Genomic DNA, 23,180 nt, shown 5'->3' with positions numbered 1-23,180 from the left:
GCGGGGCCTGATGGCGCGACGGCGCGAGCAGCGACGAGGCGGGCGACGGGGGCAGGACCCGTCGCCCGCCGCCGTGCTGCCCGGGCACCTGGGCTTCGAGGAGGCCGACGGCGGCGGCGTGCTCGTGCTGCGCGACGGGCGTCCGCAGTCGCACGTGGACCCCGACGACCCCACGCGGCTGGTGTTCCCCTACGTGCAGCACCTGGCCGCCGTGCTCGACCTCGTGCCCGGCGTGGCGGCCCCCGAACGGCTGGGCGTGACCCATGTGGGCGGGGCCGGCATGACCCTGGCCCGGTGGGTGCAGGCCACGCGTCCGGGGTCGCCGCAGATCGTGCTGGAGCCCGACGCGGCGCTCACCGAGGCGGTGCGCGCGCGCCTGCCGCTGCCAGCCGGGCACCGCATCAGGGTGCGGCCGCAGGACGGGGCCACCGGGGTGGCGGGGCTCAAGGACACCAGCGCCGACGCGGTGGTCGTGGACGCCTTCGACGACGGTGAGGTGCCGGCGGACCTGCTGACCGCCGCCTTCGCCGGCGACTGCCTGCGGGTGGTGGGTGACGGCGGGGTGCTGGCGATGAACGTCTCGGACGCACCGGGCCTGCCGACGGCGCGCGCCACCGCATCGGCCTGGGGGGAGGGCGGCTGGCGCGGCCCGGTGGCGATGGTGACCACCCGCGAGGTGGCCCGCGGCAAGCAACCGGGCAACGTGGTGCTCGTGGCCCGGCGGGGCGACGGCCCCACCGACATCGCGTGGGTGGAGACCCTGCGCCGGTGGGCGACCACCGCGGCGCTGCCCACCGAGGTGCTCATCGCCCGCTAGCGGAGTCCCCCCGCAGGGCCTCGACGAGGCCGTCGAGGCTCGTGACCTCACCCCACCCGGTCGGGGCCCCGATGCCGTGGGCCGGGTTGCTCACCGTCCTGCCGACGGGTCGGTCGCACCCCATGATGGGCAGCTCGTACCAGAGTCCCTCCGGGGAGGCGATCTCCCCGTTCCTCCCGCCCCAGAACACGAGGACCCGGTGCCCGACGGTCGCCAGCAGGTCGGCAACCACCTGCGGCCTGACCCCGAACCCCCGGGTACACGATCCGCAGGCGCTGTCGTGCACGAGCGCCCTGCACGGCATCGACCACGGTGCCGCTCAGGAACAGCATGCCGTCACGCGGGTCGGGATCCACGCGCAGCTCGGCCACGGCGATGGCCTCGAACCGCTCCCGGGCCTCGGTGGGCCGAAGCAGGTACTTCACGGTGGTACCCGTCAGCTGCTTGACGGCCGCCTCCGCCCACGGGTCCCGCGGTGGAATGGCACAGGTCTGCACCGGACCGGTGTCCCCCCTCCCGGGCAGGTCGCCCGTCCGGCATCCCGTGAGCAGACCTGCGCCCAAAGCCGCGGCGGTCACCAGCACCCCTCGCCGTGTCGTCATGCCTCCACACTCCCGGCCGACTGCCGCGCCGGGGCTCACCCCGTGGGCGGGACGCCTCCGGGGTCCGTGCGACCATGGCTCGATGACGGTCCAGCCCGGCCACCAGCGCACTCCCCGCAGGCTCCCCCAGAGCTCCAAGCTCGCCGACGTGCTCTACGAGATCCGCGGCCCGGTGAACGCCGAGGCGCAGCGCATGGAGGCCGCCGGCGAGCACGTGCTCAAGCTGAACATCGGCAACCCGGCGCCGTTCGACTTCCCGCCGCCCAGCGACATCCTGCGCGACATGATCGCCACCCTGCCGGTGAGCCACGGGTACTCCGAGTCCAAGGGCATCCTCTCGGCCCGGCATGCCGTGGTGGACCGGTACAACGAGACGCCCGGCTTCCCGCAGGTGGACGTGGACGACGTGTACCTGGGCAACGGGGTGAGCGAGCTCATCATGTTGCTGCTCAACGCCCTGCTCGACGACGGCGACGAGGTGCTCGTGCCCGCCCCGGACTACCCGCTGTGGACCGCGGCCACCTCCCTGTCCGGCGGGCGCCCCGTGCACTACGTGTGCGACGAGGCCACCGGGTGGAACCCCGACGTGGCCGACATCGAGGCCAAGGTGACCGATCGGACCAAGGCGATCGTCGTCATCAACCCCAACAACCCCACCGGCGCGGTCTACAGCGACGAGACCCTGCGCGCCCTGGCGGACGTGGCCCGCCGCCACGGGCTGCTGTTGTTCGCCGACGAGATCTACGACCGCATCACCTACGACGGCGTGCCGGCCACCAACCTGGCCACCTTCGCCCCGGACCTGCTGTGCGTCACCCTCAACGGGCTGAGCAAGACCTACCGCGTGGCCGGGTTCCGCTCGGCGTGGATGGTGATCAGCGGCCCGCGGGAGCACGCGCGCGGCTTCCTCGAGGGCGTGGAGCTGCTCACCTCCACCCGGCTGTGCGCCAACGTGCCCGGGCAGCAGGCCATCCAGGCCGCGCTGGGCGGGCGGCAGTCCATCGAGGACCTGCTGCTGCCGATGGGGCGTCTCACCCGCAGCCGCGACGTCGCCTGGGAGGGGCTCAACCGCATCGAGGGGGTGAGCTGCGTGAAGCCGACCGGGGCGCTGTACGCCTTCCCACGGCTGGACCCGGAGGTCCACGAGATCCGTGACGACCAGCAGTTCGCCCTGGACCTGCTGCGCAGCGAGAAGATCCTGGTGACCCACGGGTCGGGCTTCAACATCCCCACCACCGACCACTTCCGCGTGGTGACCCTGCCGCACCCGGACGACCTCACCGTGGCCGTGGAGCGCATGGGCAACTTCCTGCGCAGCTACCGGCAGGGCTGAGGGGGCCTCCCAGGTCCCGCACAGAACCGCCACGAGGGCGGGCGGGGGCCTAGGGCCACCCCATGACGACCACGGGTGGGGCGGGACGACGGTTCTGGGCGACGGCTGCTGCGGCGGCGCTGGCGGTACCGGTGCTGTCCAGCTGCACGGGAGGGCCGGACGAGGCCGCGCCCCACACGTCATCGAGCCCGAGCGACTCCGTCACCTGCGCCCGGGGCCGCGTGGACGCGCTCCACGAGGCCTTCCGGCCCGCCACGGACGGCATCTCGATGGACTACTCGACGACGCCGGAGGAGCTGCTGCGCCAGGCCGACGGCATCGCCGTGGTGGCGTTGCGCGGGCTGGGCACCGACGCGGCGTTCGACCTGACGCCCGGAGGGGGCGAGGGCGCCCGCCGGTACCCGCTGGAGGTGACGGCCGTCAGCGGCCGAGTGCCCAGCCCAGCTCCGGCAGTGCCATGACGAGGGTGACCAGCAGCGCCACCGAGAGCGCCCGCTCGGTGCGGAGCCGCCAGAACACGGCCCAGAGCACCACCACGGACACCGCACGGACGGTGAGCACGACCAGGTACCCGGACGCTCCCCCATCGACCGGGAGCGGGCCACCCGAGGCGGCGAGCACCGGCGCCGCGAGGAGCCACGCGGCCACCATCGCGGTGACCACCGCGCCGACCGCCCGGCCCGCCCCACCCACGGCCTCGCTGGGGCGGCGGGCCACGTACGTGGCCAGCGCGGTCACCAGGACGGTGGCCGCCAAGGGCAGGACGAGCTGGGTCACGGGCATGGCGTCAGGGTAGGTGGGCCCGCGGCACTGGCGTCAGTCCAGGGCGCACTGTGGCGGGGCGAAGACGCAGAACTCGTTGCCCTCGGGGTCGGCCATGACCGTCCGGTCGGGCTGCCGCTCGAGGACGGTCGCACCGGCGGCGTGCACTTGGCCCGCATCGGCCCAGAGGTCCCAGTGCACGCGGTTCCTCCCTCGCTTGGGCTCCGGGACGGCGGTGAACACGATGCTCTCCCACGGCCAGGCGCCGCCAGGGTCGACCCACCACCAACCGTGCTGCTCGTCGTGACCGAGCTCGCCGCCGACGACGCCGTGCCACCAGCGCACCTGAGTGCCGGGGTCCGCACAGTCCAGCACCAGCTCGTAGAACGGCTCGGACGCCGGCTCGTGGTGCCCTCGGGCAAGACTGTGGTGCGCCCACCGTCACCCTGGGCGGAGACGGTGTACCAGCAGGCGCCCTGCCCGTCCCACGCCAGCGTGTCCAGCACGAGCGGCTCCATGACGAGGTCCGACGGCGTGCCGGAGTAGGTCACCAGCCCGTCAGCGGCGGCCATGGAGAACGGCGTGGCTCGATCATCGGGCTCCCCGCCCCCGCCGCCAGAGCCGTGGCGGAACTGTGGCCGACCTGAGAGGTGGGGCCGGCGTGGGCCGCCGCCGACACCGAAGTGGCCGAGCCTCTCGAACCCGCATGAGCGCGATCACACGACCCACGCCACCCGTGAGTCAGGCGCGCTGCGCCGTGCGCACCCTCCGTGCGATGTCTCCCACGTCCCGGAGCTCCCCGGACGCCACGTCCATGACGAGGGTGAACGCCTCGGCGGGCGCGAGGTCCAGACGAAGACCTTGGAGGTCCAGGAGGACCAGCGCACCGAGGAAGCCCAACCGCTTGTTGCCGTCCACGAGCGGGTGGTGCGTGACGACGGAGTGCAGGAGGGCAGACGCCTTCTCCTCGGCCGACGGGTAGGCCTGAGCACCCATGACGGTCGTCCACGGGCGCTCCGCAGCCGACGCGAGCAGGCCGGCATCGCGGACGGGACCGATGCCCTCCTGCTCCGCCATGAGCAGGAGGTGGCGCAGGTCCAGGCGCACGGTCACACCGACCCGAGGCGGTCGAGCACCTCACGCCACTCGCCCCGCATCCGCTCCACGGACTCGGCCACGGCGAGGTCGGACCGACCGCGCTCAGCCCTCTCGAGCACCGCGAGGCGGATGATCTCCTGCCGGGAGCGTCCTTCGCGCTGCGACAGTTCCGCCAGAGCGGCATCCAGGGTCTCGTCGGTGCGTAGAGTCATGGCCACACAGGAACGGTATCATTACGGTACCGTCATGTCAGGCGGTGTCCCCGTGCCGCAGACCCGTCAACCACTTCAGAACCACTCCGCCGGCGAAACGGAATGACCCGGGCCTGCCGCACGGATAGGTGGCGCCTGATCTGGCTTGCCCGCTGAGCGGCCTGAAGGGGTATTGACGCCCCCCGGGGGGGGTGTCAACGTGGTTCCATGCGCGCAAAGTTGCTGTCCACCGTGACCTTGGGACTGACGCTTCTCCCGACCCCCGCGGCCTTCGCCGACTACCCTGAGGAGCCCTGGGGGAAACCGGTGGATGGTAAGCACACATACTGCTACGCGAACATGACATCCTCCGAGCAAGAGCCGGCGCGCTATGCCATGCGGCGACTTCGGGACACGACAGACATGACCATTGAGTATGTCGGATACGGGTGCGGCCGCTATTTCGGGTACAACGATGTGACGTGGTTCAGCGACAACCTTCCCCCTGGAGTGAGAGGCCGCTATGTCTGCGACGACTGCAGAGGCGGAAACTCCTACAAGGGTTCGGTCTATATCGACTTCGCCGAGCTGATAAAGGGGGAGGACGACTGGTCCGACATCCGCAAGACGACCGTGCACGAAGTGGGACACAGCGTGAGCTTTCGCCACGACAGCACCAGCGCCATGATCCAAGGAGAAGTCCCCTCGACCCACTGGCGCTGGCGCTCTTACAGCGCATCGGACATAGACGACATCAATAGGTTCTTCTAAGGAGAATCATGCCTACCTACCCACGCGCCGGAATCGTTCTCTTGTCTGCCACCCTGATGCTGACCGGCTGCAATGGAATGTCAGAGGAACGCTCCCTCCACGACCTCAATGCCGAGAGCCGCACACACGTGGACTACGAGCCGGTGAACACGAGCGCCGACGTCGTGGAGAGGGCCACCGATGCCGCCGTTGTGCGCCTCAAATACGCGCAGCCCGGCCACCAGCGCAGGATCCTGGGCGAGGTCCGGTACGAGTTCGCATCTCTGACCGCGGAGGTGGTGGAACCCCTGCACGGATCCAGCGAAGCAGGGGAGGTGGTGCATCTCGAGATGATGCAGCCGGAGGGATCCGACCTCGAGGACATCCGCGCCGCTCTCCCGACCGGCGAGGTGGTTGCCGTCTGGAGCCCGTGGACCGGTGAGTCCCCGGAGGGCACGTCCCTCACAGTCCCCGAGGGAGGCGTCGTGGACGACCCGCCGAAGGTGTTGTTCGCTGACGGCCTCTGGTACGAAGATTCTGGCCAGCTCGAGAACCCCATGGTTGCGGGTGAGGACCCAGGCTCACCGTGGCCTCACGCTGAGGACGTCCAGGACGTCGCACGAAGCATCAAGGAGGCTGGCTGACGGGCTAGCCTGCGGAACGCCAGCCTCTCAGCGGAAGGACTCCCCCGTCAGCCGCTCGAAGGCCTCCACGTACTTGGCGCGCGTTCCCTGCACCACCTCGTCCGGCAGCGCCGGCGGCGGGGTGTCGGAGGCCTTGTCCCACCCGGACGCCTCGGAGGTCAGCCAGTCGCGCACGTACTGCTTGTCGAAGCTCGGCTGCTGGCGGCCCGGCGCGAACCCGTCAGCCGGCCAGAAGCGCGAGGAGTCCGGCGTGAGCACCTCGTCGGCCAGCACGATGCGCACCCGCCCGGAGGCCAGGTCGTCCTCGGTGACGGTGCGCAGGTCGGTGTCGGCGTCCACGCCCTCCAGGCCGAACTCCACCTTGGTGTCGGCCACGATGATGCCGCGACCGGCCGCCACCTCGTGCCCGCGGCGCAGGATGTCCACGGTGAGGTTGCGGGCGGCGCGAGCCAGCGGGTGGCCGATGGTCTCGCGGACCTGCTCGAAGCTGATCGGCTCGTCGTGCTCCCCCGCCGGGGCCTTGGTGGAGGGCGTGAAGACCGGGTCGGGCAGCTCGGAGCCGTCCACGAGCCCCTCGGGCAGGCGGATGCCGGAGACGGTGCCGGTGGCCTCGTACTCCTTCAGGCCGCCGCCGGTGAGGTGGGCGCGGGCCACGCACTCCACGGGCAGCATGCGCAGCTTCTTCACCAGCACCGCGCGGCCGGCCACGGCGTCGGGCACGTACGGCGCCCCGGTGGCCAGCACGTGGTGCGGCACCAGGTCGGCCAGCTGGTCGAACCACCACAGGCTCATGCGGGTGAGCACCTCGCCCTTGTCGGCGATGGGGGTGCTCAGGATGTAGTCGTAGGCGCTGATGCGGTCGCTGGCCACCATGAGCAGCACCTCGTCGGCTCCGTACCCCTCGGGCAGCGGGGCGTCGGGGCCGGGCGCGTACAGCTCGCGCACCTTGCCGGCGTGCACCAGCTCGTAACCGGGCAGCTCGCGGGGGGTCTGGGTGCTCACAGCGTGATCCTTCCGGCCGCGGCCTCGGCGGCGATATCGGTGCGGGCCCACCCACCGGGCAGGTCGATGAGGGACAGCCCGGCGTAGGCGTTCTCCCGGGCGTGGGCCAGGTCGGCACCGCGGGCCACCACGTCGAGCACGCGACCGCCGTCGGCCAGCAGGCGGTCGTCCTCGGTGCGGGTACCGGCGTGCAGCACGGTCACCCCGCGGGCCTCGGCCTCGGCGATGCCGGTGAGCTGGCCGCCCTTGACGGGCGCGGCCGGGTAGCCGTCGGCGGCCAGCACCACCACGCAGGCGGCGTCGTCGGTGAAGGTGGGCCCGGCGGCATCGGACAGGGTGCCGGTGGCGGTGGCGTGCAGCAGCTCGGCCAGCGGGGAGGTGAGGCGGGCCAGCACGGCCTGGGAGTCCGGGTCACCGAAGCGGACGTTGAACTCCACCACGCGCGGACCGGCGGCGGTGAGCGCCAAGCCCACGTAGAGCACGCCCACGAACGGGTTGCCGCGGCGGGCCATCTCGTCGGCCACCGGCTGGGCGATGGTGCGCACCACCTCGGCCTCGAGGTCGGCCGGCGCCCACGCGAGCGGGCTGTAGGCACCCATGCCGCCGGTGTTGGGGCCGAGGTCGCCGTCGCCGGCGCGCTTGAAGTCCTGGGCGGCCGGCAGGGCGATGGCGCTCGTGCCGTCGAGCAGGCAGAAGACGCTGGCCTCCGGGCCGTCGAGGTACTCCTCCACGACCACGTGGCCCTCCTTGGCGATGCAGTCCGCGGCGTGGCGCTGCGCCTCCTCGCGGTCGGTGGTCACCACCACGCCCTTGCCGCCGGCCAGTCCGTCGGCCTTGACCACCCACGGCACGGCCTCACCGGCCGCGTTGGTGGCGAAGGCGTTCAGGGCAGCAGGCACGGAGTCCTCGTCGGTGCAGACGCGGGCCTCGGCGGTGGGCACGCCGGCAGCGGTCATGACCTCCTTGGCGAAGGACTTGGAGCCCTCCAGACGGGCCGCCTCGGCGTCCGGGCCCACGGTGGGCACGCCGGCCTCGCGCAGCGCGTCGGCGATGCCGGCCACCAGCGGGGCCTCCGGGCCCACCACCACGAGGTCGACGCCCAGCTCGCCGGCGAGCGCGACGACGGCGGCCGGGTTGCCGGCATCGACCGCGCGGCACTGGGCGAGCTGCGCCATGCCGGGGTTGCCGGGGGCGGCGAACAGTTCGTGCGGGTGGTCGGGGTGCTGGGTGCGGCGGAGGGCCTCGAGGATGCCGTGCTCGCGTCCGCCGGTGCCGAGGACGAGGATCTTCACGGGCCGAACCCTATCGGGGCGGGGCGGGGCGGCCCGGGGTGGCGCCGGCCACCGCGGCTCAACCGGCGGGCGTGGTCACGAGGCCGCGCGCCCAGGCCGGCCCGGCGTCCTCGGCGGACCGGCGGTACTCCAGCCGCGTGTGGTTCCGGTCCTCGCGGGCCTGCATGAACTCGAGCTCCTCGGGTACCAGGGCGTAGAGCTGCCAGTCCGGGTTGGGGGCGCCGTCGTATCCCGGCCGCCCCTCCCAGTCCCGCTGCGAGGCGGACTCGTCCAGAGCACGCACGGCGCCGGTGACACGCACCGTGCGGCCGGCCTCCTTGAACCAGAACAGCATCGAGGCCCGGGGGTGGTCGGCCAGCTGCTGGCCCTTGCGGCTGGTGCGGTGGGTGGAGAAGTGGAATCCGCGGGCGTCCACCTCCTTGAGGATCAGCACGCGGCCCACGGGCGTGCCGTCGGGGGCCAGGGTGGTCAGCGCCATGCCGTGCGGCTGGCGCTCCCCGGCCTCGATGGCGTCGTCCAGCCAGGCGAGGAAGAGCTCGACGGGGTCGGCCGGTGCGGTCTCCGGGTCGAGGACGGGCAGGTCCGCCGGGAACGCGGGCAGGGCACGGAGGCGGTCGCTCAACTGGCTCATGCCCTCCACGCTAGAAGGGCACGGGCGGGTCGCTCCAGCCGAGGACAGCGCACGCCGTGGCCGCCTGACGTCGAGGGACGGTGGAGTGCCGTGCCCGCATCGCGGGAAGCCCGCTCCACCGTGTGGGCACGCGCGCGGGCGGGGTGTGCGGGCGGACGGCGCGAGGGCGAGCCGCGCGGGCGACACTCGCCCGGCGCCTTGCCACGATGGGGGCATGAGCGACGTGAACGGCATCCGCATCGAGTGCGTGCAGGGCGACATCACCACCCAGCCGGTGGACGCCGTCGTCAACGCGGCCAACTCCGGGCTGCTGGGCGGCGGCGGGGTGGACGGCGCCATCCACCGGGCGGCCGGGCCGTCGCTGCTGGCCGAGTGCCGCCAGCTGCGCGCCACCTCGCTCCCCGACGGGCTGCCCGTCGGGGATGCCGTGGCCACCGGGGCCGGGGGCCTGCCGGCCCGCTGGGTGGTGCACACGGTGGGCCCCAACCGTGGTGCGGGCGAGACCGATCCCGCGCTGCTGCGGGCGGCGTTCGCCGGCTCACTCCGGGTGGCCGACGAGGTGGGCGCCCACTCCGTGGCGCTGCCGGCCGTGGGCGCGGGGGTCTACGGGTGGTCGGCCACCGACGCCGCGCGCGAGGCGATGGCGGCCGCCCGGGAGTTCGCCGCCGGCGGGCTGGCCTCCGTGCGGCTGGTGCGCTTCGTGCTGTTCTCACCAGAGCTGCTGGCGGCCTTCGAGGCCGAGCAGCCCGACCGCTGAGCCCCTCAGAGGCCGGCCACGAGGGTCGGCAGCACCTGGCCGGCCGGGGCCGCGATGACGTGGTCGGCCCCCTCGGGCAGCGACGGCCCAGCCGGGTTGACCTCCACCACGGGCACCCCGGCCTCCCGCGCGATGCCGGGAACGGCCGCCGCCGGGTACACCAGCCCCGAGGTGCCCACGACCACCACGAGGTCCGCCTGCTCGGCCGCCTCCACGGTGGCGGCGAGCGCCCGCTCGGGCAGCATCTCGCCGAACCACACCACCCCCGGCCGCACCCAGCCGCCGCACTCGGTGCAGACCGGCGGCTCCAGACGCTCCACGGGCTCGGGCACCTGGGGGTAGTCGGCCCGGGACGGCACCCCGCAGTCGGCGCACCGCAGCGCGAACAGGTCGCCGTGGACGTGCGCCATCACCGCGGTACCGGCCCGCTCGTGCAGGTCGTCCACGTTCTGGGTGCCCACCCGCAGGTCCACCCCCTCGCGCTGCTGCCACCGGGTGATGGCGTGGTGCCCGGCGTGCGGCTGCGCGCGGCGCACCAGCGACGCCCGCCAGGCGTACCAGGCCCAGGACCGCGCGGGATCGGCCTCCCACGCCTCGCCGGTGGCCAGCGCCATCGGGTCGAAGCGCTCCCACAGCCCCGTCTGCGCCTCCCGGAAGGTGGGCACCCCCGACTCGGCGGACGCCCCGGCGCCGGTGAGCACCACCACCCGCTCAGCGTTCCGGGCCAGCTCGACGACGGCGGGCGGCACGGCATCGTGGGTCTTCATGCCGCCCACGCTAACCACCGGGGACACGACGAGGCGGGGCCGGCGACGTGCCGGCCCCGCCTCGCGGGTCACCTCGGAGGGGGCTGGTCTCAGAGGTCGCGGTCGAGCTCGAAGGTGCCGCCCTTGATGGTCACCACGTGCTTCACGGTCACCATGGCACCGTCGGCGCGGTTCTCCAGGGTCGTGTACTCCATGGTGCGCGAGGGGCACTCGAGCACCACGCGGTAGCGCTGGGTGGCGTGGGCGTTCTCACCGTCGGCCACGATGTGGGCGCCCGACCAGGTGCCGTAGATGCCCAGGCCGGCGCGCTGGCGGTGGGCCACGGTGGCGGTGGCGACGCCGTCGGTGCCCACCTTGGCGTCGGTGGCGCCGGAGAACTTCACGCGCAGGGAGCCGGAGGAGGGGGTGGCGGTGGTGGACACGTAGGACTGCGTGCCGGAGGTGCGGCCCGCCACCGAGGGGGCGTCCACCACGCGGAAGCGCAGGGTCACCTGGTAGCCCTCGGGCAGGGCGTAGCGGGACTCGTTGGCCACCGTGAACTGGCCGGTGCTCATGGCGCCGGGCACGGGGGTGGTGACGGTGACGTTGGAGGCCTTGAGGTCGATGACCTCGTTGCGGGTCTCGTACACGTGCTCCGGCTCGGCGTGGGCGGCGGTGGCGGCCCCGGTGGCGGCGGCCACGATCGCGCCGAGGGCGGAACGGCGGGTCAGTGTGTTCATGCGCAGATCTCCTGGGGGTGTGGTCGGTGGGGCTCAGTAGCGGCTCTCGGGCAGCTCGCCGTCGGCGTACTGCTCCACGCGGACGTCCTTGGCGGTGGGGGCGGTACCCGAGACCGGGGTGGGCTGGCTCCAGGTGCCGTTGAGCTTGCAGTACTGCTGGGTGCCCTTGAAGCTCACCGTGTTGAAGCCGTAGGTGGCGCGGGCGGCGTAGCCCGGCTTCACGTCGACCGGGCCGATGGTCTGGCCGGTGGTCCAGCTCATCGTGTAGCTGAAGCCGGGCTGGATGGCCTGGGTCCAGGTGGCGGCGATCTCGCCGCTGCCGTTGTCGCCGCTGCCGGTGCCACCGACGGTGAACGAGCGCGAGAAGTCACCGTCGAGCTTGAGGGTGAACGACTGGGTGGCGCTCAGATCCTGGGTGAGCGGGATGGGCTTGTCGCTCAGGTTGGTGGTCTGGATGGCGCCCACCGGGGTGAAGCTGGTGCGCACCTCGGTGATGTGGGTGCGGTACTGCTCCCAGGCGTTGCAGACGGGCTTGTCGTTGAGCAGGTTGGAGCGGACCGGTCCGGCGTTCTTGATGTGCCAGACGTCGGCCTCCTTCCAGGACGAGTCGGCCTGGGCGGCGGTGGTGGCGGTGCCCGCCAGGCCGGTGGCCAGGGCGGCGGCTGCAGCGGCGATGCGCAGGGTCCTCATGGTTCTCTCCTGTGGGTTCGCGGGGTGTGGACGGGGGTCGGGCGCTGGTGCGATCTGCCCGGAGCCGCACACGCTAGGAGCGTCACAGGTGCGGAAATGACCATCCGCAGGAGATTTCACTAATCATTTACCGAACATTTACCCTCACGCCTGAGGAATAGCCCCACAAATCATTCCGCCGTGAAATGAATACGTGGCCTGGCTCACTTCTCCGGCTCCCGCGCCGAGCCCCGGCCGCCACACCCGGGCACGGCTCGCCCGCCCGTAGACTTGAGGGCCGTTTGCCCGAGGGCCACCACCGAGCAGGAGACCGCAGTTGAGCACCCCCCGTGAGCAGGACCCCGTCGCCGAGCGCGAGATCGCCCTCGAGCAGGCGCACGTCGACCGGGTGCACGCCGAGCTGGCCAAGGCCGCCGAGCGCGCCGGCCTGGTGGAGGCCGAGGGCCTGGCCCGCGGGCGCACCATGCGCACCGGCGACGTCCGCGACGAGGAGATGTCCGGCCTGTTCGAGCGCGACGCCCTGGTGTTCAGCAGCCACAAGCGCCGCACCTCCCTGGAGATGGAGCACGAGGGCCTGGTCTTCGGCCGCCTCGACCTCGACCACTCGATGCCGGACGCCGGCCCCGCCGAGGGCGACGCCCCCACCGTCGAGGAGGTCCGCTACATCGGCCGCCTGGGTGTGCGCGACGACGACTACGAGCCCCTGGTGGTGGACTGGCGTGCCCCGGCCGCCAGCGCCTTCTACCGGGCCACGCCCGTGCAGCCCCACAAGGTGGTGCGCCGCCGCGTGCTGCGCTGCCGCGCCGAGCAGGTCATCGGCATCGAGGACGACCTCATGGTGGCCGAGCCGCCGGCCGACCTGCCCGTGGTGGGCGACGGCGCGCTCATGGCCGCCCTCACCCGCTCCCGCGGCGGGCGCATGCGCGACATCGTGGCCACCATCCAGCAGCACCAGGACGAGGCGATCCGCGCCGAGGCCCGCGGCGTCACCACCATCACCGGCGGCCCGGGCACCGGCAAGACCGTGGTGGCCCTCCACCGCGCCGCCTACCTGCTCTACACCGACCGGCGCCGCTACGAGCACGGCGGCGTGCTCGTCATCGGTCCCAGCGCGGCCTACACCGCCTACATCGAGCGCGTGCTGCCCACCCTGGGCGAGGACTCCGTGGCCCTGCGCGCCGCCGGCGACGTGGTGGACGGCCTCACCGGCGTGCGCCTGGACACCCCCGAGGCCGCCGCCGTGAAGGGCGCCCTGCGCATCCGCCGGGTGCTGGCACGAGCCGCCAAGGCCCCCGCCCCGGACGCGCCCACCGAGCTGCGCACCTTCGTCAGCGGCCACGCCCTGCGCATCGACGAGAAGGCGCTGCGCCGCATCCGCAACACCGTGCTGCGGGGAGCCAAACGCAACGACGCCGCCGCGGCGGCACGCGAACTGCTCTCCCGGGAGGCGTGGACGCAGGCCCGCTCGCAGATGTCCGGTGAGGTGCTGCGCGAGGACCGGGAGCGCTTCTTCGACCGCTTCGAGGACTCCCGCGAGGTGGACGCCTTCATGGAGTCCTGGTGGCGCCCCGTGGACCCCCGCGAGGTGGTGCTCTGGCTCGCCGACGCCGAGCGCCTGGCCGACTGGGCCCGCGACCTGCTGGACGCCGACGAGCAGGCCGCGCTGGCGGCATCGATGCAGGTGGCCCTGGACACCGGCACCTGGTCGGTCGCCGACGCGGCACTGGTGGACGAGGTGGCCGCGCGCATCGGTGAGCCCCGGGTGGAGGTGGACACCGAGCGCGGCTTCTACGAGGTGGAGGAGCTGGAGGACGCCAGCCAGTACGGCGTGGCCGCGCTCAAGGGCGGCGAGGGGCGCTCCGAGGCCGAGTACCACCAGGTGACGCCGACCACCGCGTGGGAGCGGCTGCTGTACGGCACCGTGGAGCCGCCCGAGGCGTACGCGCACCTGCTGGTGGACGAGGCGCAGGACCTCTCCCCCATGCAGTGGCGCATGCTGGGCCGCCGCGGCCGCACCGCCTCGTGGACCGTGGTCGGCGACGCCGCGCAGGCCTCCTGGCCCGATGCCGCCGAGGCCGCCGAGGCGCGCGAGGAGGCCTTCGGGGCCAAGCCGCGCCGCTCGTTCCACATGGACACCAACTACCGCAACGCCTCGGAGATCTTCGCCTACGCCGCGGAGTACATCCGCCGCCACGAGGCCGATGCGGACATCCCGAACGCGGTGCGGGAGACCGGCATCGAACCGACCGAGCGGGCCGTGGCCGCCAGTGGGCGGGACTCCGGGGCGTGGGCGACCGCCGCCGTGGAGGCCGCCCGCGAGCTCACCGGCGCGGTCGACGGCGCGATCGCCGTCATCACGCCGCAGGTGCACCGGGTGGACGTCGAGGCCGCGTGCGAGCCGCTGCGCGCCGAGCACCCGCAGGTGGTGGTCATCGACCCGATGAGCACCAAGGGCCTGGAGTACGACGCCACCGTGGTGGTGGACCCCGAGGAGATCGTGGCGGAGTCCCCCGGCGGGGCGCGCGTGCTCTACGTGGTCTTCACCCGCGCCGCGCACCGGATGGTTGTGCTGACCGAGCAGTGAGGGCTGCGGGAGGCCGATGGTGGCCGGGACGCGGCCGCACCGGGGCGCCGAGGCGCCTCAGGGGTTCTGCGGCCCCGGCGAGACCCACTCACCCGGGACGGCATCGCCCTCCTCCTGGGTGCCGTTGAGGAAGTAGCTGTCCACGTACCGCGTGAGCGCCAGCCCACCCTCCTTCACTCGGGCGATGTCCTCCGCAGAGGGTTCCCGGTCATCGCCGGGGATGGCCAGGTAGGCGGCGCTGCGCCCCTCGGTGATGCCGACGCTGAGGACGGTCCACGGGCCGGGGACCTCGCCGACGGCGTCGAGCAGGCCCTCCATCTGACCGGCCGGCAGCAGGCGGGTGTCGAACGAGAGGTTGACCGGTTCGGTCGCCCCCGGCACGGCCGAGGCGGCCACCTCGCCCTGCACCACGGCCCCGGCCGGCCACGAACGCACCGCCCGGTCGAGCTCGACCGCCTGGGAGCGGTCCATCTCCCCGACCTCCATGGACAGGTGGCCGTCCGGTGTCTGCTGCATCGTCCGGACCTCGATGCCCTGCCCTGCGAGCTCCGCGCCGATCGCGGCGAGCGACGCAGTGTCCTGGCCGGCCCCCGCCTGAAAGGTGAACGACGACCCGCCCTGCCCCTGGATGGTGACCGTCAGGTCGTTGCCGACGGCACCACCGCTGGTTGCGATGGACCGCGCGAGGTCGGCCGTGTCCGCATCCGGCACCACCGCCGAGACGCTCGACGGCGTCACCATGGCCACGTGGTCCACGTCGGGATCGAGCGGCTGCGCGTCGGGAGCCGCAGCCTCGAGGTCGGAGGCCAGACCCAGGGTCCGCCGGTCGACCAGGTCGTCGCCCTGCAGTCGGAAGGTGACGCCCTCCCGCTCACCGACCCGGTACTTGGGGCCCCCTCCCTCGGTGAGGACACCGGCCATCGCCCCGGCGACGGAGAGGATCTGCTCGTCGCTGGTCTCGGGCGAGAAGTGCAGCGTCGTGATGACCTCGGGGTTGGTTCCGCCGAACAGAGTGTCCGGTTCCTCGAAGGTCACCGAGTCGACCGACTGCACCTGCGGCTGGTCCCGGGCCCACGACTCGAACTCCTCCACCTGCCCCTCGTCCACACCTGACCCACACCCGGCGGTTAGGGCCAGCCCGGCCGCGGTCAGGACCATCCACATGCGCCTCATGCGGCCACGGTAGGCGGCCTGCGGGACACAGGGATCCTCCTGTGGTTCCGCGGCTCCTCCCGGCGGGAGGCCGAGGAGCGCGCCGTGGCCGCCAGCGGGGCGGACTCCGGAGCGTGGGCCACGGCCGCCGTGGAGGCCGCGTCCGGCCTGCTCGAGGCCGTCGAGGGCGCCATCGCGGTCATCACACCCGAGGCGCACCGGCTCGACATGGAGGCCGCCACGCAGGAGCTGGGCGAGGAGAATCCGCGGGTCTTCGTCATCGACCCGATGAGCACCAAGGGCCTGGAGTACGACGCGACCGTGGTGGTGGACCCCGAGGAGATCGTGGCGGAGTCCCCCGGCGGCGCGCGCGTGCTCTACGTGGTCTTCACCCGCGCCGCCCACCGGATGGTGGTGCTGACCGAGCAGTGAGGGGGTGCCGGGCGCCCGTCACCCCGCTGCGTCCAGGTCCACCGTCCCCGTGCGCTCGACCACGGGCACCGTCAGAGCCTTCGACTCGCCGTCGCACGTCAGCCGCAGGTGCACCTGCACCGTCCACCGGCCGTCCTCGGGCCGGTCAACCTCGCTGTCCTCCCAGTCGTCCGCCAACTCACAGTCGCCGTCCGGAAACCCTAGGAGATCTCGGTAGAGGTCGGTCGTCTCCGCGTCGGTGGTCGGGATGGGCTGCGGTCCGCCCCGCGTGATGCCGCTGGCGGCATCCCCGTCCCCACGGTCCACGCGCTCGAAGAAGGCCGCCGCGGTCTGCACCGCGTCGTCCTCGGTCGGCTGGGGGCCGCAGGCGGCGAGGCCCACGACCGACGCACACACCAGAGCACTGCGTCGCATCACCGCATCCTCCGTCGATCCTCCCCCGGGGGCGGCTCAGCGCTCCGGGGCCAGCTCGTGGCGCACGATGGACTGCTCGCGCCCCGGGCCCACGCCGATGACGCTGATGCGCGTGCCGATGAGCTCCTCCAGGCGCAGCACGTAGTCCTGCGCGGCCTGCGGCAGGTCGGAGAACTCGCGGCATCCGGAGATGTCCTCCTGCCAGCCCGGGTGGTCCTCGTAGACCGGCTGGGCGTGGTGGAAGTCGCTCTGCGACATCGGCATCTCGTCGAAGTACACCCACTCGCCCTCGGTGCGCCCGTCGCCCAGCCCGGACGCCTCGGCCACCGGCACCCGGTACCCCGTGGCGATCCGCAGGGTCTCGAAGCCGGTGAGGGTGTCCAGCTTGGTGAGGACCATGTCGGTCAGCCCGTTGACGCGCGTGGCGTAGCGGCCCACGAGGGCGTCGGCCCAGCCACAACGACGCGGACGCCCGGTGGTGGTGCCGAACTCGCCACCGGCCCGGCGCAGGGCCTCGCCGGTCTCGTCGAGCAGCTCGGTGGGGAACGGCCCCTCGCCCACGCGGGTGGTGTAGGCCTTGAAGATGCCGACCACGCGGTCCATGCGCCCCGGGGCCATGCCCGACCCGGTGGAGGCACCGGCGGCCACGCAGGAGGACGAGGTCACGAACGGGTAGGTGCCGTGGTCGACGTCCAGCATCGTGGCCTGGCCCGCCTCGAACAGCACGGTCTGCCCGGCATCGAGCGCGCGGGTGATCTCCAGGCCGGAGTCCACCACCATCGGGCGCAGACGCTCGACGTAGGACCGCAGCTCGGCGACGGTCTCCTCGACCTCCACGGCTCGGCGGTTGTAGGTCTTGACCAGCAGCTCGTTCTTGAGCACCAGCGCCGCCTCGACCTTCTGGCGCAGGATCGACTCGTCGAACAGGTCCTGCACGCGGATGCCGATGCGGTTCATCTTGTCGGCATAGGTGGGGCCGATACCGCGGCCGGTGGTGCCGATCTTGCGCTTTCCGAGGAAGCGCTCGCCGACCTTGTCGAGCGTGGTGTTGTACGGCGCGATGACGTGGGCGTTGGCACTGACGCGCAGCTTGCTGGTGTCCACGCCGCGGGCCTCCAGGGCCTCGATCTCCTCGAAGAGGACGGCCAGGTCGACCACGACGCCGTTGCCGATGATGGGCGTGACCCCGGGGGTCAGGATGCCGCTGGGCAACAGGTGCAGGGCGTACTTCTCGCCGTCGATGACGACGGTGTGGCCGGCGTTGTTGCCGCCGTTGAACTTCACCACCTGGTCGACCCGCGCCCCGAGCTGGTCGGTGGCCTTGCCCTTGCCCTCGTCGCCCCACTGGGCGCCCACGATCACGATCGCCGGCATGCCGACTCCCTTCGCCCCGCGCAGTGTTCGTCCGACGGTGCTTCCCGCCGGCGTACCGGCCGGCACCGCCTGGGGCGGCGCCGCACGGGAGCCGGTACCGGGAGAGTCTACCGACGCGCAGCGTGGCAGGGCCGGGTGGCGAGGTCCGGGGCGCCCTCGCCACCCGGTGAGGTGACCATTCCGTGTCACCTCGACGGTCCAGGTGACACGGAATGGTCACCTCACCGGGTGGGACGTCGGGGTTGCGGCAGCATGGGTCCATGACGACCGACCCCGCCTGGTGGACCGCTCCCCCGCCCCGCAGCGGCCCGCTGGTGCATCTCGAGCCGCTGACCGCCGACCACGCCGAGGGATGGTTTGCCGCCGCGCAGGCCACGGGACCCGAGGCGTGGGCATGGCTCAGCCGGCCGTTCCCGCGCACCCTCGGCGACGCCCGCGCGGACATCGGGGCTGCCCTCGCGGCGCAGGAGGCCGGCACCCGCCTGCCCCTGGCCCAGCTCGATGCGGTCAGCGGCGCCTTCCTCGGCACCACGTCCTACTACGCGCCGGACCCCACCGTGCGCAGCGTGGCGGTCGGGTTCACCTGGCTGACCGGCTCCGTACAGGGCCGCGGCCACAACGCCGACTCCAAGCGGCAGATGCTGGAGCACGCCTTCACCGGCATGGGCGCCGAGGTGGTCATCTGGCACACCGACGCGCTCAACACCCGGAGCCGGGCCGCCATCCAGAATCTCGGTGCCCGTCACGACGGCGTCCTGCGCCACCACAAGCGCCGACCCGACGGGTCGGTGCGCGACACCGCGTGCTTCTCGATGCTCGTCGACGAGTGGCCGGCTGCGCGCACCCGTATCGAGGAACGGGTACGCAGCGCCACCGGCTGACGGCCGTCCCGAGGGCGCCGGCGGCTCAGTCGTCGGCCGTGGACGCCTCCGCCCGACGCATCCGGTCGGCCACCGCCTGGTCGGCACGGCGCTCGGCCGCCGTGCGCCACAGGTACACCACGAGCATGCCCACCAGCGCGCCGATGACCGTCTCCACCGCCCGGGCCTGCAGCAGGTCGGAGCTGTCCGTGGGGTGCGAGAGCTGGATCATGAGCAGCGCCAGCGGGGTGACGAACAGCAGCGCCACCGAGTAGTTGCGGCCGATGAACATCTCCGCCAACCACTGGAACAGCACCACGAACGCCACGATGTGCCAGGTCTGCAGCTGCATGGAGAGCACGAACGCCGTGATGCCCACGCCCCCAATCGTGCCGATCATGCGCTGCACCCCACGCTGCAGGCGGGCCCGGTGGGTGGGGGCCGCGATGGGGGCCGCCGAGGCGATCTGCGCCCAGTAGGCGTGGCTCATGCCGCTGGCTGCGCCGAGGATGCCCGACAGCACCGAGGCCGCCAGGAAGCGCCCGCCGTGGCCCACCAGCTGGGCCCGCGTGAGGCGCTCGTGCGGCGCGGACGGGCCATGGGGGTCGCGCGGCCCCTCCCCGACGTACCGCCACAGGACGCCGAGCACGATGGAGAGGGTGGCCGACGCGGCCGCCACGACCACCGCCAGCAGCGGCGGGGCCACCCCCTCGGGCCCCATCGAGGAGACGGCACCGGTGGCGAACATGAAGAACAGCGCACCGGCCGGGTGGAGGTTCCACCACGCCGCCAGCACGGACCCCACGCAGGCCACCACCGCCGTGGCCGCCAGGGCCACCCAGCCGGGCGCCCCGGAGACGGCCACGAGCGAGCCGAGGAGGATGCAGGTGACGAACATGCTGCCGGCGCGCAGCTGGTCGCGCAGGCGCTCCCGGGTGGGGCGGTGCCGCGCGTACAGGGAGGTGAAGGCCCCGAACGAGGCGTAGATCGTGAGGTCCTGGCGCCCCATCGCCACGAGCACCACCAGCGGGATGGCCACCGACAGCGCGATGCGCACCGCCGGGACGAGGTCGCGCTCCCCCGGACCGACCTCGAGCATCTCGCGGACGGCGTGGGGCATGCGGGACCTCCGGCATCGAGGGGGCGGGCGACACCAGGATGATAAGGACCCCGACGCCCGACGGCCGCCCTGCGGGTGGCAGGGCGGCCGTCGAACCGGCTGCGGCGCAGCGGATCAGGTGGCGCGGGTCACACGGCGGGGCGCTCGATGCCCAGCGCGGTCGCAGCGGCGGGCGAGGAGTCGGCCAGGAGCTCGGCGCAGCGGCGCTCCTCGTCGGTCTCACCGATCTCGCCGGCGGCCCTGCTCAGCGTCGCCAGGCAGCGCAGGAAGCCCCGGTTCGGCGCGTGCTCCCACGGCACCGGCCCCTGGCCGCGCCAGCCGGCACGGCGCAGCGCGTCGAGGCCACGGTGGTAGCCGGTGCGGGCGAAGGCGTAGGCCTCCACCACGAGCCCGTCCTCCAGGGCCGCCTCGGCCAGCTCGGCCCACGCGGCGGAGCTGGTGGGGCGGGCGGAGGCCACCATGCGGGCGTCCTGCCCCTGCTCGAGGGCGGCGACGGCCGGGTCCTCGGGCAGCTCGGTGGGCGGGATGCCCAGCAGGTTCTCGCCCGCCATCAGCGGTGCGTCCCGGCGGACCGCAGGTTCTCGCAGGCCAGCGCCACGCGAGCCGCCATCGACTCCTCGGCGGCCTTGCCCCAGGAGCGCGGGTCGTACTGCTTCTTGTTGCCCACCTCGCCGTCGATCTTCAGCACGCCGGAGTAGTTCTCCAACATCCAGCCGGCCACCGGGCGGGTGAACGCGTACTGGGTGTCGGTGTCCACGTTCATCTTCACCACGCCGAAGTCGACGGCGTCGGAGATCTCCTGCTCGGTGGAGCCGGAGCCGCCGTGGAAGACGAGGTCGAACGGCTTCTCGGCCACCGACGAGTGCTGGCTGGGGCCGAACTTCTCGACCACGGCCGCCTGCGCCTGCTTCAGGATCTCCGGGCGCAGCTTCACGTTGCCGGGCTTGTACACACCGTGCACGTTGCCGAAGGTGAGGGCCGCCATGTAGCGCCCCTTCTCCCCCAGGCCCAGGGCCTCGACGGTGGCGATGGCGTCCTCGGGCGAGGTGTACAACTGCTCGTTGATCTCGTTGGCGACGCCGTCCTCCTCGCCGCCGACCACGCCGATCTCGACCTCCAGGATGATGTCCAGCGCCTTGCAGCGCTCGAGCAGCTCCTGGGCGATCTGCAGGTTCTCCTCCAGCGGCACCGCCGAGCCGTCCCACATGTGCGACTGGAACAGCGGGGTGCCGTGCGCCTTGTACTCCTCCTCGGAGGCGTCCAGCAGCGGGCGCACGAAGCCGTCCAGCTTGTCCTTGGGGCAGTGGTCGGTGTGCAGGGCGATGTTCACGTCGTAGTTCTTGGCCACCTCGCGGGCGAAGGCCGCGAAGGCGCGCGCACCGGTGACCATGTCCTTGACGGTGGGTCCGGAGAAGTACTCCGAGCCGCCGGTGGAGACCTGGATGATGCCGTCGGACCCGGCCTCGGCGAAGCCCCGGATGGCGGCGTTCAGCGTCTGGGAGGAGCTGACGTTGATGGCCGGGTAGGCGAACTTCTCCGCCTTGGCCCGGTCGAGCATGTCGCGGTAGACCTCAGGGGTTGCGATGGGCATGTGGTTCTCCTTCTCCAGTCCGTCCTGAACGGGCGCGGCGGCTCACCACGCGGGCGGGTCCGGCACCGTTGCCTGCTGCCGGCCATCCTGTCAGACCGACCCGCGACCACCCAGCCCCGGTGACACCTCAGGCAGTCCGTTCGGAGGCCTGCGCCGTGCGGATCTCCGCAACCGCCAGCGACCCAAGGCACACCCCCGTCAGCAGCACCCCGGCCGCCGTGATGACCGGCACCCCGCCCCACAGCTCCAGTGCAGCCCCGGCCAGCGCCTGCCCCACCGGAATGCCGATGGTGGACAGCGCCATCACCACAGCGTGCAGGGCGACCATGGAGCGCTGATCCACCGAGCCGAACAGCAGGGAGTCGGAGTACACGCTGCCCAACACCAGCAAGACCCCGGCGAGGAGCAGCAGGACCAGGGTGGCCGGTCGTGAGATGGCCAGACACGCCCCCACCACGCACAGCACCGCTCCGAGGCTTCCCCAGGTACCCGCCTGACCCACGTGCTCGGGGCCGCGCCACCGCGAGACCACCAGGCCCATCACGATGGTGGCGACCGCGAGCGTCGCCTCCGCCAGGCCGTAGTACCCCGCACCCCAGCCGCGTTCCTGCACCCGCGCAACCAGCACCACCGAGAGCAGGGCCATGCCCGCCAGGTTGAGGGCGAAACCGCGCAGCACGAGCCACTTGCGCAGCGGGTGCCGCAGCACCATCCCGAGAGACTCCCTCACCGATGGGGAACCCGCCTCCTGCTCCGGCTCCTCTGCCACCACCCGAGGCAGACACAGCACGATCGCCATGGCCGCCAGGAAGGTCACGGCGTTGAACACCACGATCCAGGTGAGCCCGCCGGCCGCCAGGACGACTCCTCCGGCGGCGGCGCCCAGCACTCCCCCGGCCGCATTGCTCAGCTGCCGGACACCCATGGCACGGGTCAGATTTCCCTCGGGGGCGATCTGCTGCAGGAACGCGCTGCTGGAGGGTCTGTACACCGCCGCCAGGAGGGCGAGCACCACCCCGGTGGAGGCCAGTACCCAGACGCGCGGAAGCCCCTGCAGCACACCAACCCACGCGGCCAGGAGCACCAAGAAGCCCAACGCGTCGCTGCACACCATGGCCCGCCACGTCCCGAGCCGACCGACCAAACGACTGGCCGGGACCATGAGCAACGAGGTGACCGCCGCACAGACGGCCAAGTATGTTCCGGAGATGCCGGGGCCACCGTCGTCCATGATCAGCCAGATCACGGCCAGAGCCCACGCGGCATCGCCCACCATCGAGAGCCCCCGCGCGAACCCGAACCACCACACCCGGCCCATCAGCACCTCTCCCCAGCGAAGGAGAAATGGTCACCGAACAACTCGTTCGGATAGCCCCCGGCCATGCGCCTAGCCACGCGCAGGATGCCAGCAGAACCAGTAGCAAAATCACAGGATGACTTCATCAGACCCTCACCGGGGAAGACGCGCCCACTCTGCCCAAGGGCCCACGACGCGCCATGAACGAATTCGGGACGCACGCCGAAAACAGGCTCTTCGGAGTTGAGCGTGGGTCATGGGGTGAGTCCTCCGCCGATGAGGAGCATGCGGAGTCGGTAGT

The 23,180-nt window shown here is 72.5% G+C and carries 27 protein-coding genes; 9 read left to right on the top strand and 18 right to left on the bottom strand.

Going from position 1 to position 23,180, the window contains the following annotated elements; all coding sequences use genetic code 11:
• Positions 1-10 precede the first annotated feature (10 nt).
• Positions 11-817 carry a spermidine synthase gene (locus ACFFHC_RS03975; protein WP_141761973.1) on the top strand — a complete coding sequence of 269 codons (807 nt, stop codon included), beginning with the start codon at positions 11-13 and terminating at the stop codon, positions 815-817.
• On the opposite strand, the gene ACFFHC_RS03970 is transcribed toward ACFFHC_RS03975, so the two are convergent.
• Positions 804-1,049 (bottom strand): hypothetical protein, encoded by a 246-nt coding sequence (locus ACFFHC_RS03970; protein ID WP_141761972.1) that lies wholly within the window; start codon positions 1,047-1,049, stop codon positions 804-806. The genes ACFFHC_RS03975 and ACFFHC_RS03970 overlap by 14 nt on opposite strands.
• A gap of 452 nt (positions 1,050-1,501) precedes the next feature.
• Between ACFFHC_RS03970 and ACFFHC_RS03965 the strand changes: the two genes are divergently transcribed.
• Positions 1,502-2,752, top strand: coding sequence for a pyridoxal phosphate-dependent aminotransferase (locus tag ACFFHC_RS03965; RefSeq protein ID WP_070704088.1), 1,251 nt, complete (start codon positions 1,502-1,504; stop codon positions 2,750-2,752).
• 62 nt (positions 2,753-2,814) lie between these two features.
• A complete protein-coding gene (locus ACFFHC_RS03960; RefSeq protein WP_070704085.1) occupies positions 2,815-3,213 on the top strand; it encodes a hypothetical protein in 399 nt (132 codons plus the stop codon).
• On the opposite strand, the gene ACFFHC_RS03955 is transcribed toward ACFFHC_RS03960, so the two are convergent.
• The 4 genes from ACFFHC_RS03955 to ACFFHC_RS03940 form a co-directional block, all read right to left on the bottom strand.
• The gene (locus ACFFHC_RS03955) at positions 3,173-3,535 is read right to left on the bottom strand and encodes a hypothetical protein (protein ID WP_070704081.1); all 363 of its coding nucleotides are present in this window, start codon (positions 3,533-3,535) and stop codon (positions 3,173-3,175) included. The genes ACFFHC_RS03960 and ACFFHC_RS03955 overlap by 41 nt on opposite strands.
• A 33-nt stretch (positions 3,536-3,568) precedes the next feature.
• Positions 3,569-3,889 (bottom strand): VOC family protein, encoded by a 321-nt coding sequence (locus tag ACFFHC_RS03950; protein WP_083323465.1) that lies wholly within the window; start codon positions 3,887-3,889, stop codon positions 3,569-3,571.
• A gap of 366 nt (positions 3,890-4,255) precedes the next feature.
• Complete coding sequence (locus tag ACFFHC_RS03945; protein WP_238138225.1) at positions 4,256-4,627, bottom strand: type II toxin-antitoxin system death-on-curing family toxin; 372 nt, start codon at positions 4,625-4,627, stop codon at positions 4,256-4,258.
• Positions 4,624-4,824 (bottom strand): ribbon-helix-helix protein, CopG family, encoded by a 201-nt coding sequence (locus ACFFHC_RS03940; RefSeq protein WP_202816677.1) that lies wholly within the window; start codon positions 4,822-4,824, stop codon positions 4,624-4,626. Before ACFFHC_RS03940 ends, ACFFHC_RS03945 begins: the two co-directional genes overlap by 4 nt.
• A 207-nt stretch (positions 4,825-5,031) precedes the next feature.
• Between ACFFHC_RS03940 and ACFFHC_RS03935 the strand changes: the two genes are divergently transcribed.
• On the top strand, positions 5,032-5,574 hold the full coding sequence (locus ACFFHC_RS03935) for a zinc metalloprotease (RefSeq protein WP_070704071.1): 543 nt from the start codon (positions 5,032-5,034) through the stop codon (positions 5,572-5,574).
• A gap of 8 nt (positions 5,575-5,582) precedes the next feature.
• The gene (locus ACFFHC_RS03930; RefSeq protein ID WP_070704069.1) at positions 5,583-6,197 is read left to right on the top strand and encodes a hypothetical protein; all 615 of its coding nucleotides are present in this window, start codon (positions 5,583-5,585) and stop codon (positions 6,195-6,197) included.
• 27 nt (positions 6,198-6,224) lie between these two features.
• Here ACFFHC_RS03930 and ACFFHC_RS03925 read toward each other — a convergent pair whose 3' ends face one another.
• The 3 genes from ACFFHC_RS03925 to ACFFHC_RS03915 are packed head-to-tail and all read right to left on the bottom strand — an operon-like array spanning position 6,225 to position 9,122.
• Positions 6,225-7,199: a phosphoribosylaminoimidazolesuccinocarboxamide synthase gene (locus ACFFHC_RS03925; RefSeq protein WP_101850064.1), complete on the bottom strand. Its 975-nt coding sequence runs from the start codon at positions 7,197-7,199 to the stop codon at positions 6,225-6,227.
• On the bottom strand, positions 7,196-8,491 hold the full coding sequence (gene purD, locus ACFFHC_RS03920; RefSeq protein WP_070704064.1) for a phosphoribosylamine--glycine ligase: 1,296 nt from the start codon (positions 8,489-8,491) through the stop codon (positions 7,196-7,198). The genes ACFFHC_RS03925 and purD overlap by 4 nt, the downstream gene beginning before the upstream one ends.
• Before the next feature lie 58 nt (positions 8,492-8,549).
• Positions 8,550-9,122, bottom strand: a complete 573-nt coding sequence (locus tag ACFFHC_RS03915) for a pyridoxine/pyridoxamine 5'-phosphate oxidase (RefSeq protein ID WP_070704060.1) — start codon at positions 9,120-9,122, stop codon at positions 8,550-8,552.
• A gap of 214 nt (positions 9,123-9,336) precedes the next feature.
• On the opposite strand from ACFFHC_RS03915, the gene ACFFHC_RS03910 reads away from it, so the two are divergent.
• Complete coding sequence (locus ACFFHC_RS03910) at positions 9,337-9,879, top strand: O-acetyl-ADP-ribose deacetylase (RefSeq protein WP_141494698.1); 543 nt, start codon at positions 9,337-9,339, stop codon at positions 9,877-9,879.
• 5 nt (positions 9,880-9,884) lie between these two features.
• Here the strand turns inward: ACFFHC_RS03910 and ACFFHC_RS03905 are convergent, their stop codons facing one another.
• The 3 genes from ACFFHC_RS03905 to ACFFHC_RS03895 all read right to left on the bottom strand — a co-directional run bounded on the left by ACFFHC_RS03905 (position 9,885) and on the right by ACFFHC_RS03895 (position 12,055).
• Positions 9,885-10,646 (bottom strand): SIR2 family NAD-dependent protein deacylase, encoded by a 762-nt coding sequence (locus ACFFHC_RS03905; RefSeq protein WP_070704109.1) that lies wholly within the window; start codon positions 10,644-10,646, stop codon positions 9,885-9,887.
• 89 nt (positions 10,647-10,735) lie between these two features.
• Positions 10,736-11,365, bottom strand: a complete 630-nt coding sequence (locus tag ACFFHC_RS03900; RefSeq protein ID WP_141494699.1) for a hypothetical protein — start codon at positions 11,363-11,365, stop codon at positions 10,736-10,738.
• 33 nt (positions 11,366-11,398) lie between these two features.
• On the bottom strand, positions 11,399-12,055 hold the full coding sequence (locus tag ACFFHC_RS03895) for a hypothetical protein (protein WP_141494700.1): 657 nt from the start codon (positions 12,053-12,055) through the stop codon (positions 11,399-11,401).
• A 316-nt stretch (positions 12,056-12,371) separates the two neighbouring features.
• Between ACFFHC_RS03895 and ACFFHC_RS03890 the strand changes: the two genes are divergently transcribed.
• Positions 12,372-14,639 (top strand): HelD family protein, encoded by a 2,268-nt coding sequence (locus ACFFHC_RS03890; RefSeq protein WP_070704050.1) that lies wholly within the window; start codon positions 12,372-12,374, stop codon positions 14,637-14,639.
• Positions 14,640-14,696: 57 nt separating this feature from the next.
• Here ACFFHC_RS03890 and ACFFHC_RS03885 read toward each other — a convergent pair whose 3' ends face one another.
• Positions 14,697-15,812, bottom strand: a complete 1,116-nt coding sequence (locus ACFFHC_RS03885; protein WP_141494701.1) for a hypothetical protein — start codon at positions 15,810-15,812, stop codon at positions 14,697-14,699.
• Positions 15,813-15,896: 84 nt separating this feature from the next.
• Here ACFFHC_RS03885 and ACFFHC_RS03880 point away from each other — a divergent pair, with 84 nt between their 5' ends.
• A complete protein-coding gene (locus ACFFHC_RS03880) occupies positions 15,897-16,223 on the top strand; it encodes an ATP-binding domain-containing protein (RefSeq protein ID WP_070704046.1) in 327 nt (108 codons plus the stop codon).
• 18 nt (positions 16,224-16,241) lie between these two features.
• Here the strand turns inward: ACFFHC_RS03880 and ACFFHC_RS03875 are convergent, their stop codons facing one another.
• Together ACFFHC_RS03875 and ACFFHC_RS03870 are read right to left on the bottom strand one after the other, a co-directional pair.
• Complete coding sequence (locus ACFFHC_RS03875; RefSeq protein ID WP_141761970.1) at positions 16,242-16,637, bottom strand: hypothetical protein; 396 nt, start codon at positions 16,635-16,637, stop codon at positions 16,242-16,244.
• Positions 16,638-16,673: 36 nt separating this feature from the next.
• On the bottom strand, positions 16,674-18,011 hold the full coding sequence (locus ACFFHC_RS03870) for an adenylosuccinate synthase (protein ID WP_070704040.1): 1,338 nt from the start codon (positions 18,009-18,011) through the stop codon (positions 16,674-16,676).
• 260 nt (positions 18,012-18,271) lie between these two features.
• On the opposite strand from ACFFHC_RS03870, the gene ACFFHC_RS03865 reads away from it, so the two are divergent.
• Positions 18,272-18,892, top strand: coding sequence for a GNAT family N-acetyltransferase (locus ACFFHC_RS03865; RefSeq protein WP_141494703.1), 621 nt, complete (start codon positions 18,272-18,274; stop codon positions 18,890-18,892).
• A 25-nt stretch (positions 18,893-18,917) separates the two neighbouring features.
• Here the strand turns inward: ACFFHC_RS03865 and ACFFHC_RS03860 are convergent, their stop codons facing one another.
• From ACFFHC_RS03860 to ACFFHC_RS03845, 4 genes are all read right to left on the bottom strand, one after another.
• Positions 18,918-19,991 carry an FUSC family protein gene (locus tag ACFFHC_RS03860; protein WP_141494704.1) on the bottom strand — a complete coding sequence of 358 codons (1,074 nt, stop codon included), beginning with the start codon at positions 19,989-19,991 and terminating at the stop codon, positions 18,918-18,920.
• 128 nt (positions 19,992-20,119) lie between these two features.
• On the bottom strand, positions 20,120-20,542 hold the full coding sequence (locus ACFFHC_RS03855) for a DUF3151 domain-containing protein (protein ID WP_141494705.1): 423 nt from the start codon (positions 20,540-20,542) through the stop codon (positions 20,120-20,122).
• The gene (gene fbaA / locus ACFFHC_RS03850; protein ID WP_141494706.1) at positions 20,542-21,582 is read right to left on the bottom strand and encodes a class II fructose-bisphosphate aldolase; all 1,041 of its coding nucleotides are present in this window, start codon (positions 21,580-21,582) and stop codon (positions 20,542-20,544) included. The genes ACFFHC_RS03855 and fbaA overlap by 1 nt, the downstream gene beginning before the upstream one ends.
• Before the next feature lie 127 nt (positions 21,583-21,709).
• Complete coding sequence (locus tag ACFFHC_RS03845; RefSeq protein WP_379803235.1) at positions 21,710-22,900, bottom strand: MFS transporter; 1,191 nt, start codon at positions 22,898-22,900, stop codon at positions 21,710-21,712.
• Positions 22,901-23,180: the final 280 nt, after the last annotated feature.

Source organism: Kytococcus schroeteri (genome assembly GCF_042433515.1).
Lineage (GTDB): Bacteria > Actinomycetota > Actinomycetes > Actinomycetales > Dermatophilaceae > Kytococcus > Kytococcus schroeteri.
This window is presented reverse-complemented; position numbering and strand designations above follow the sequence as displayed.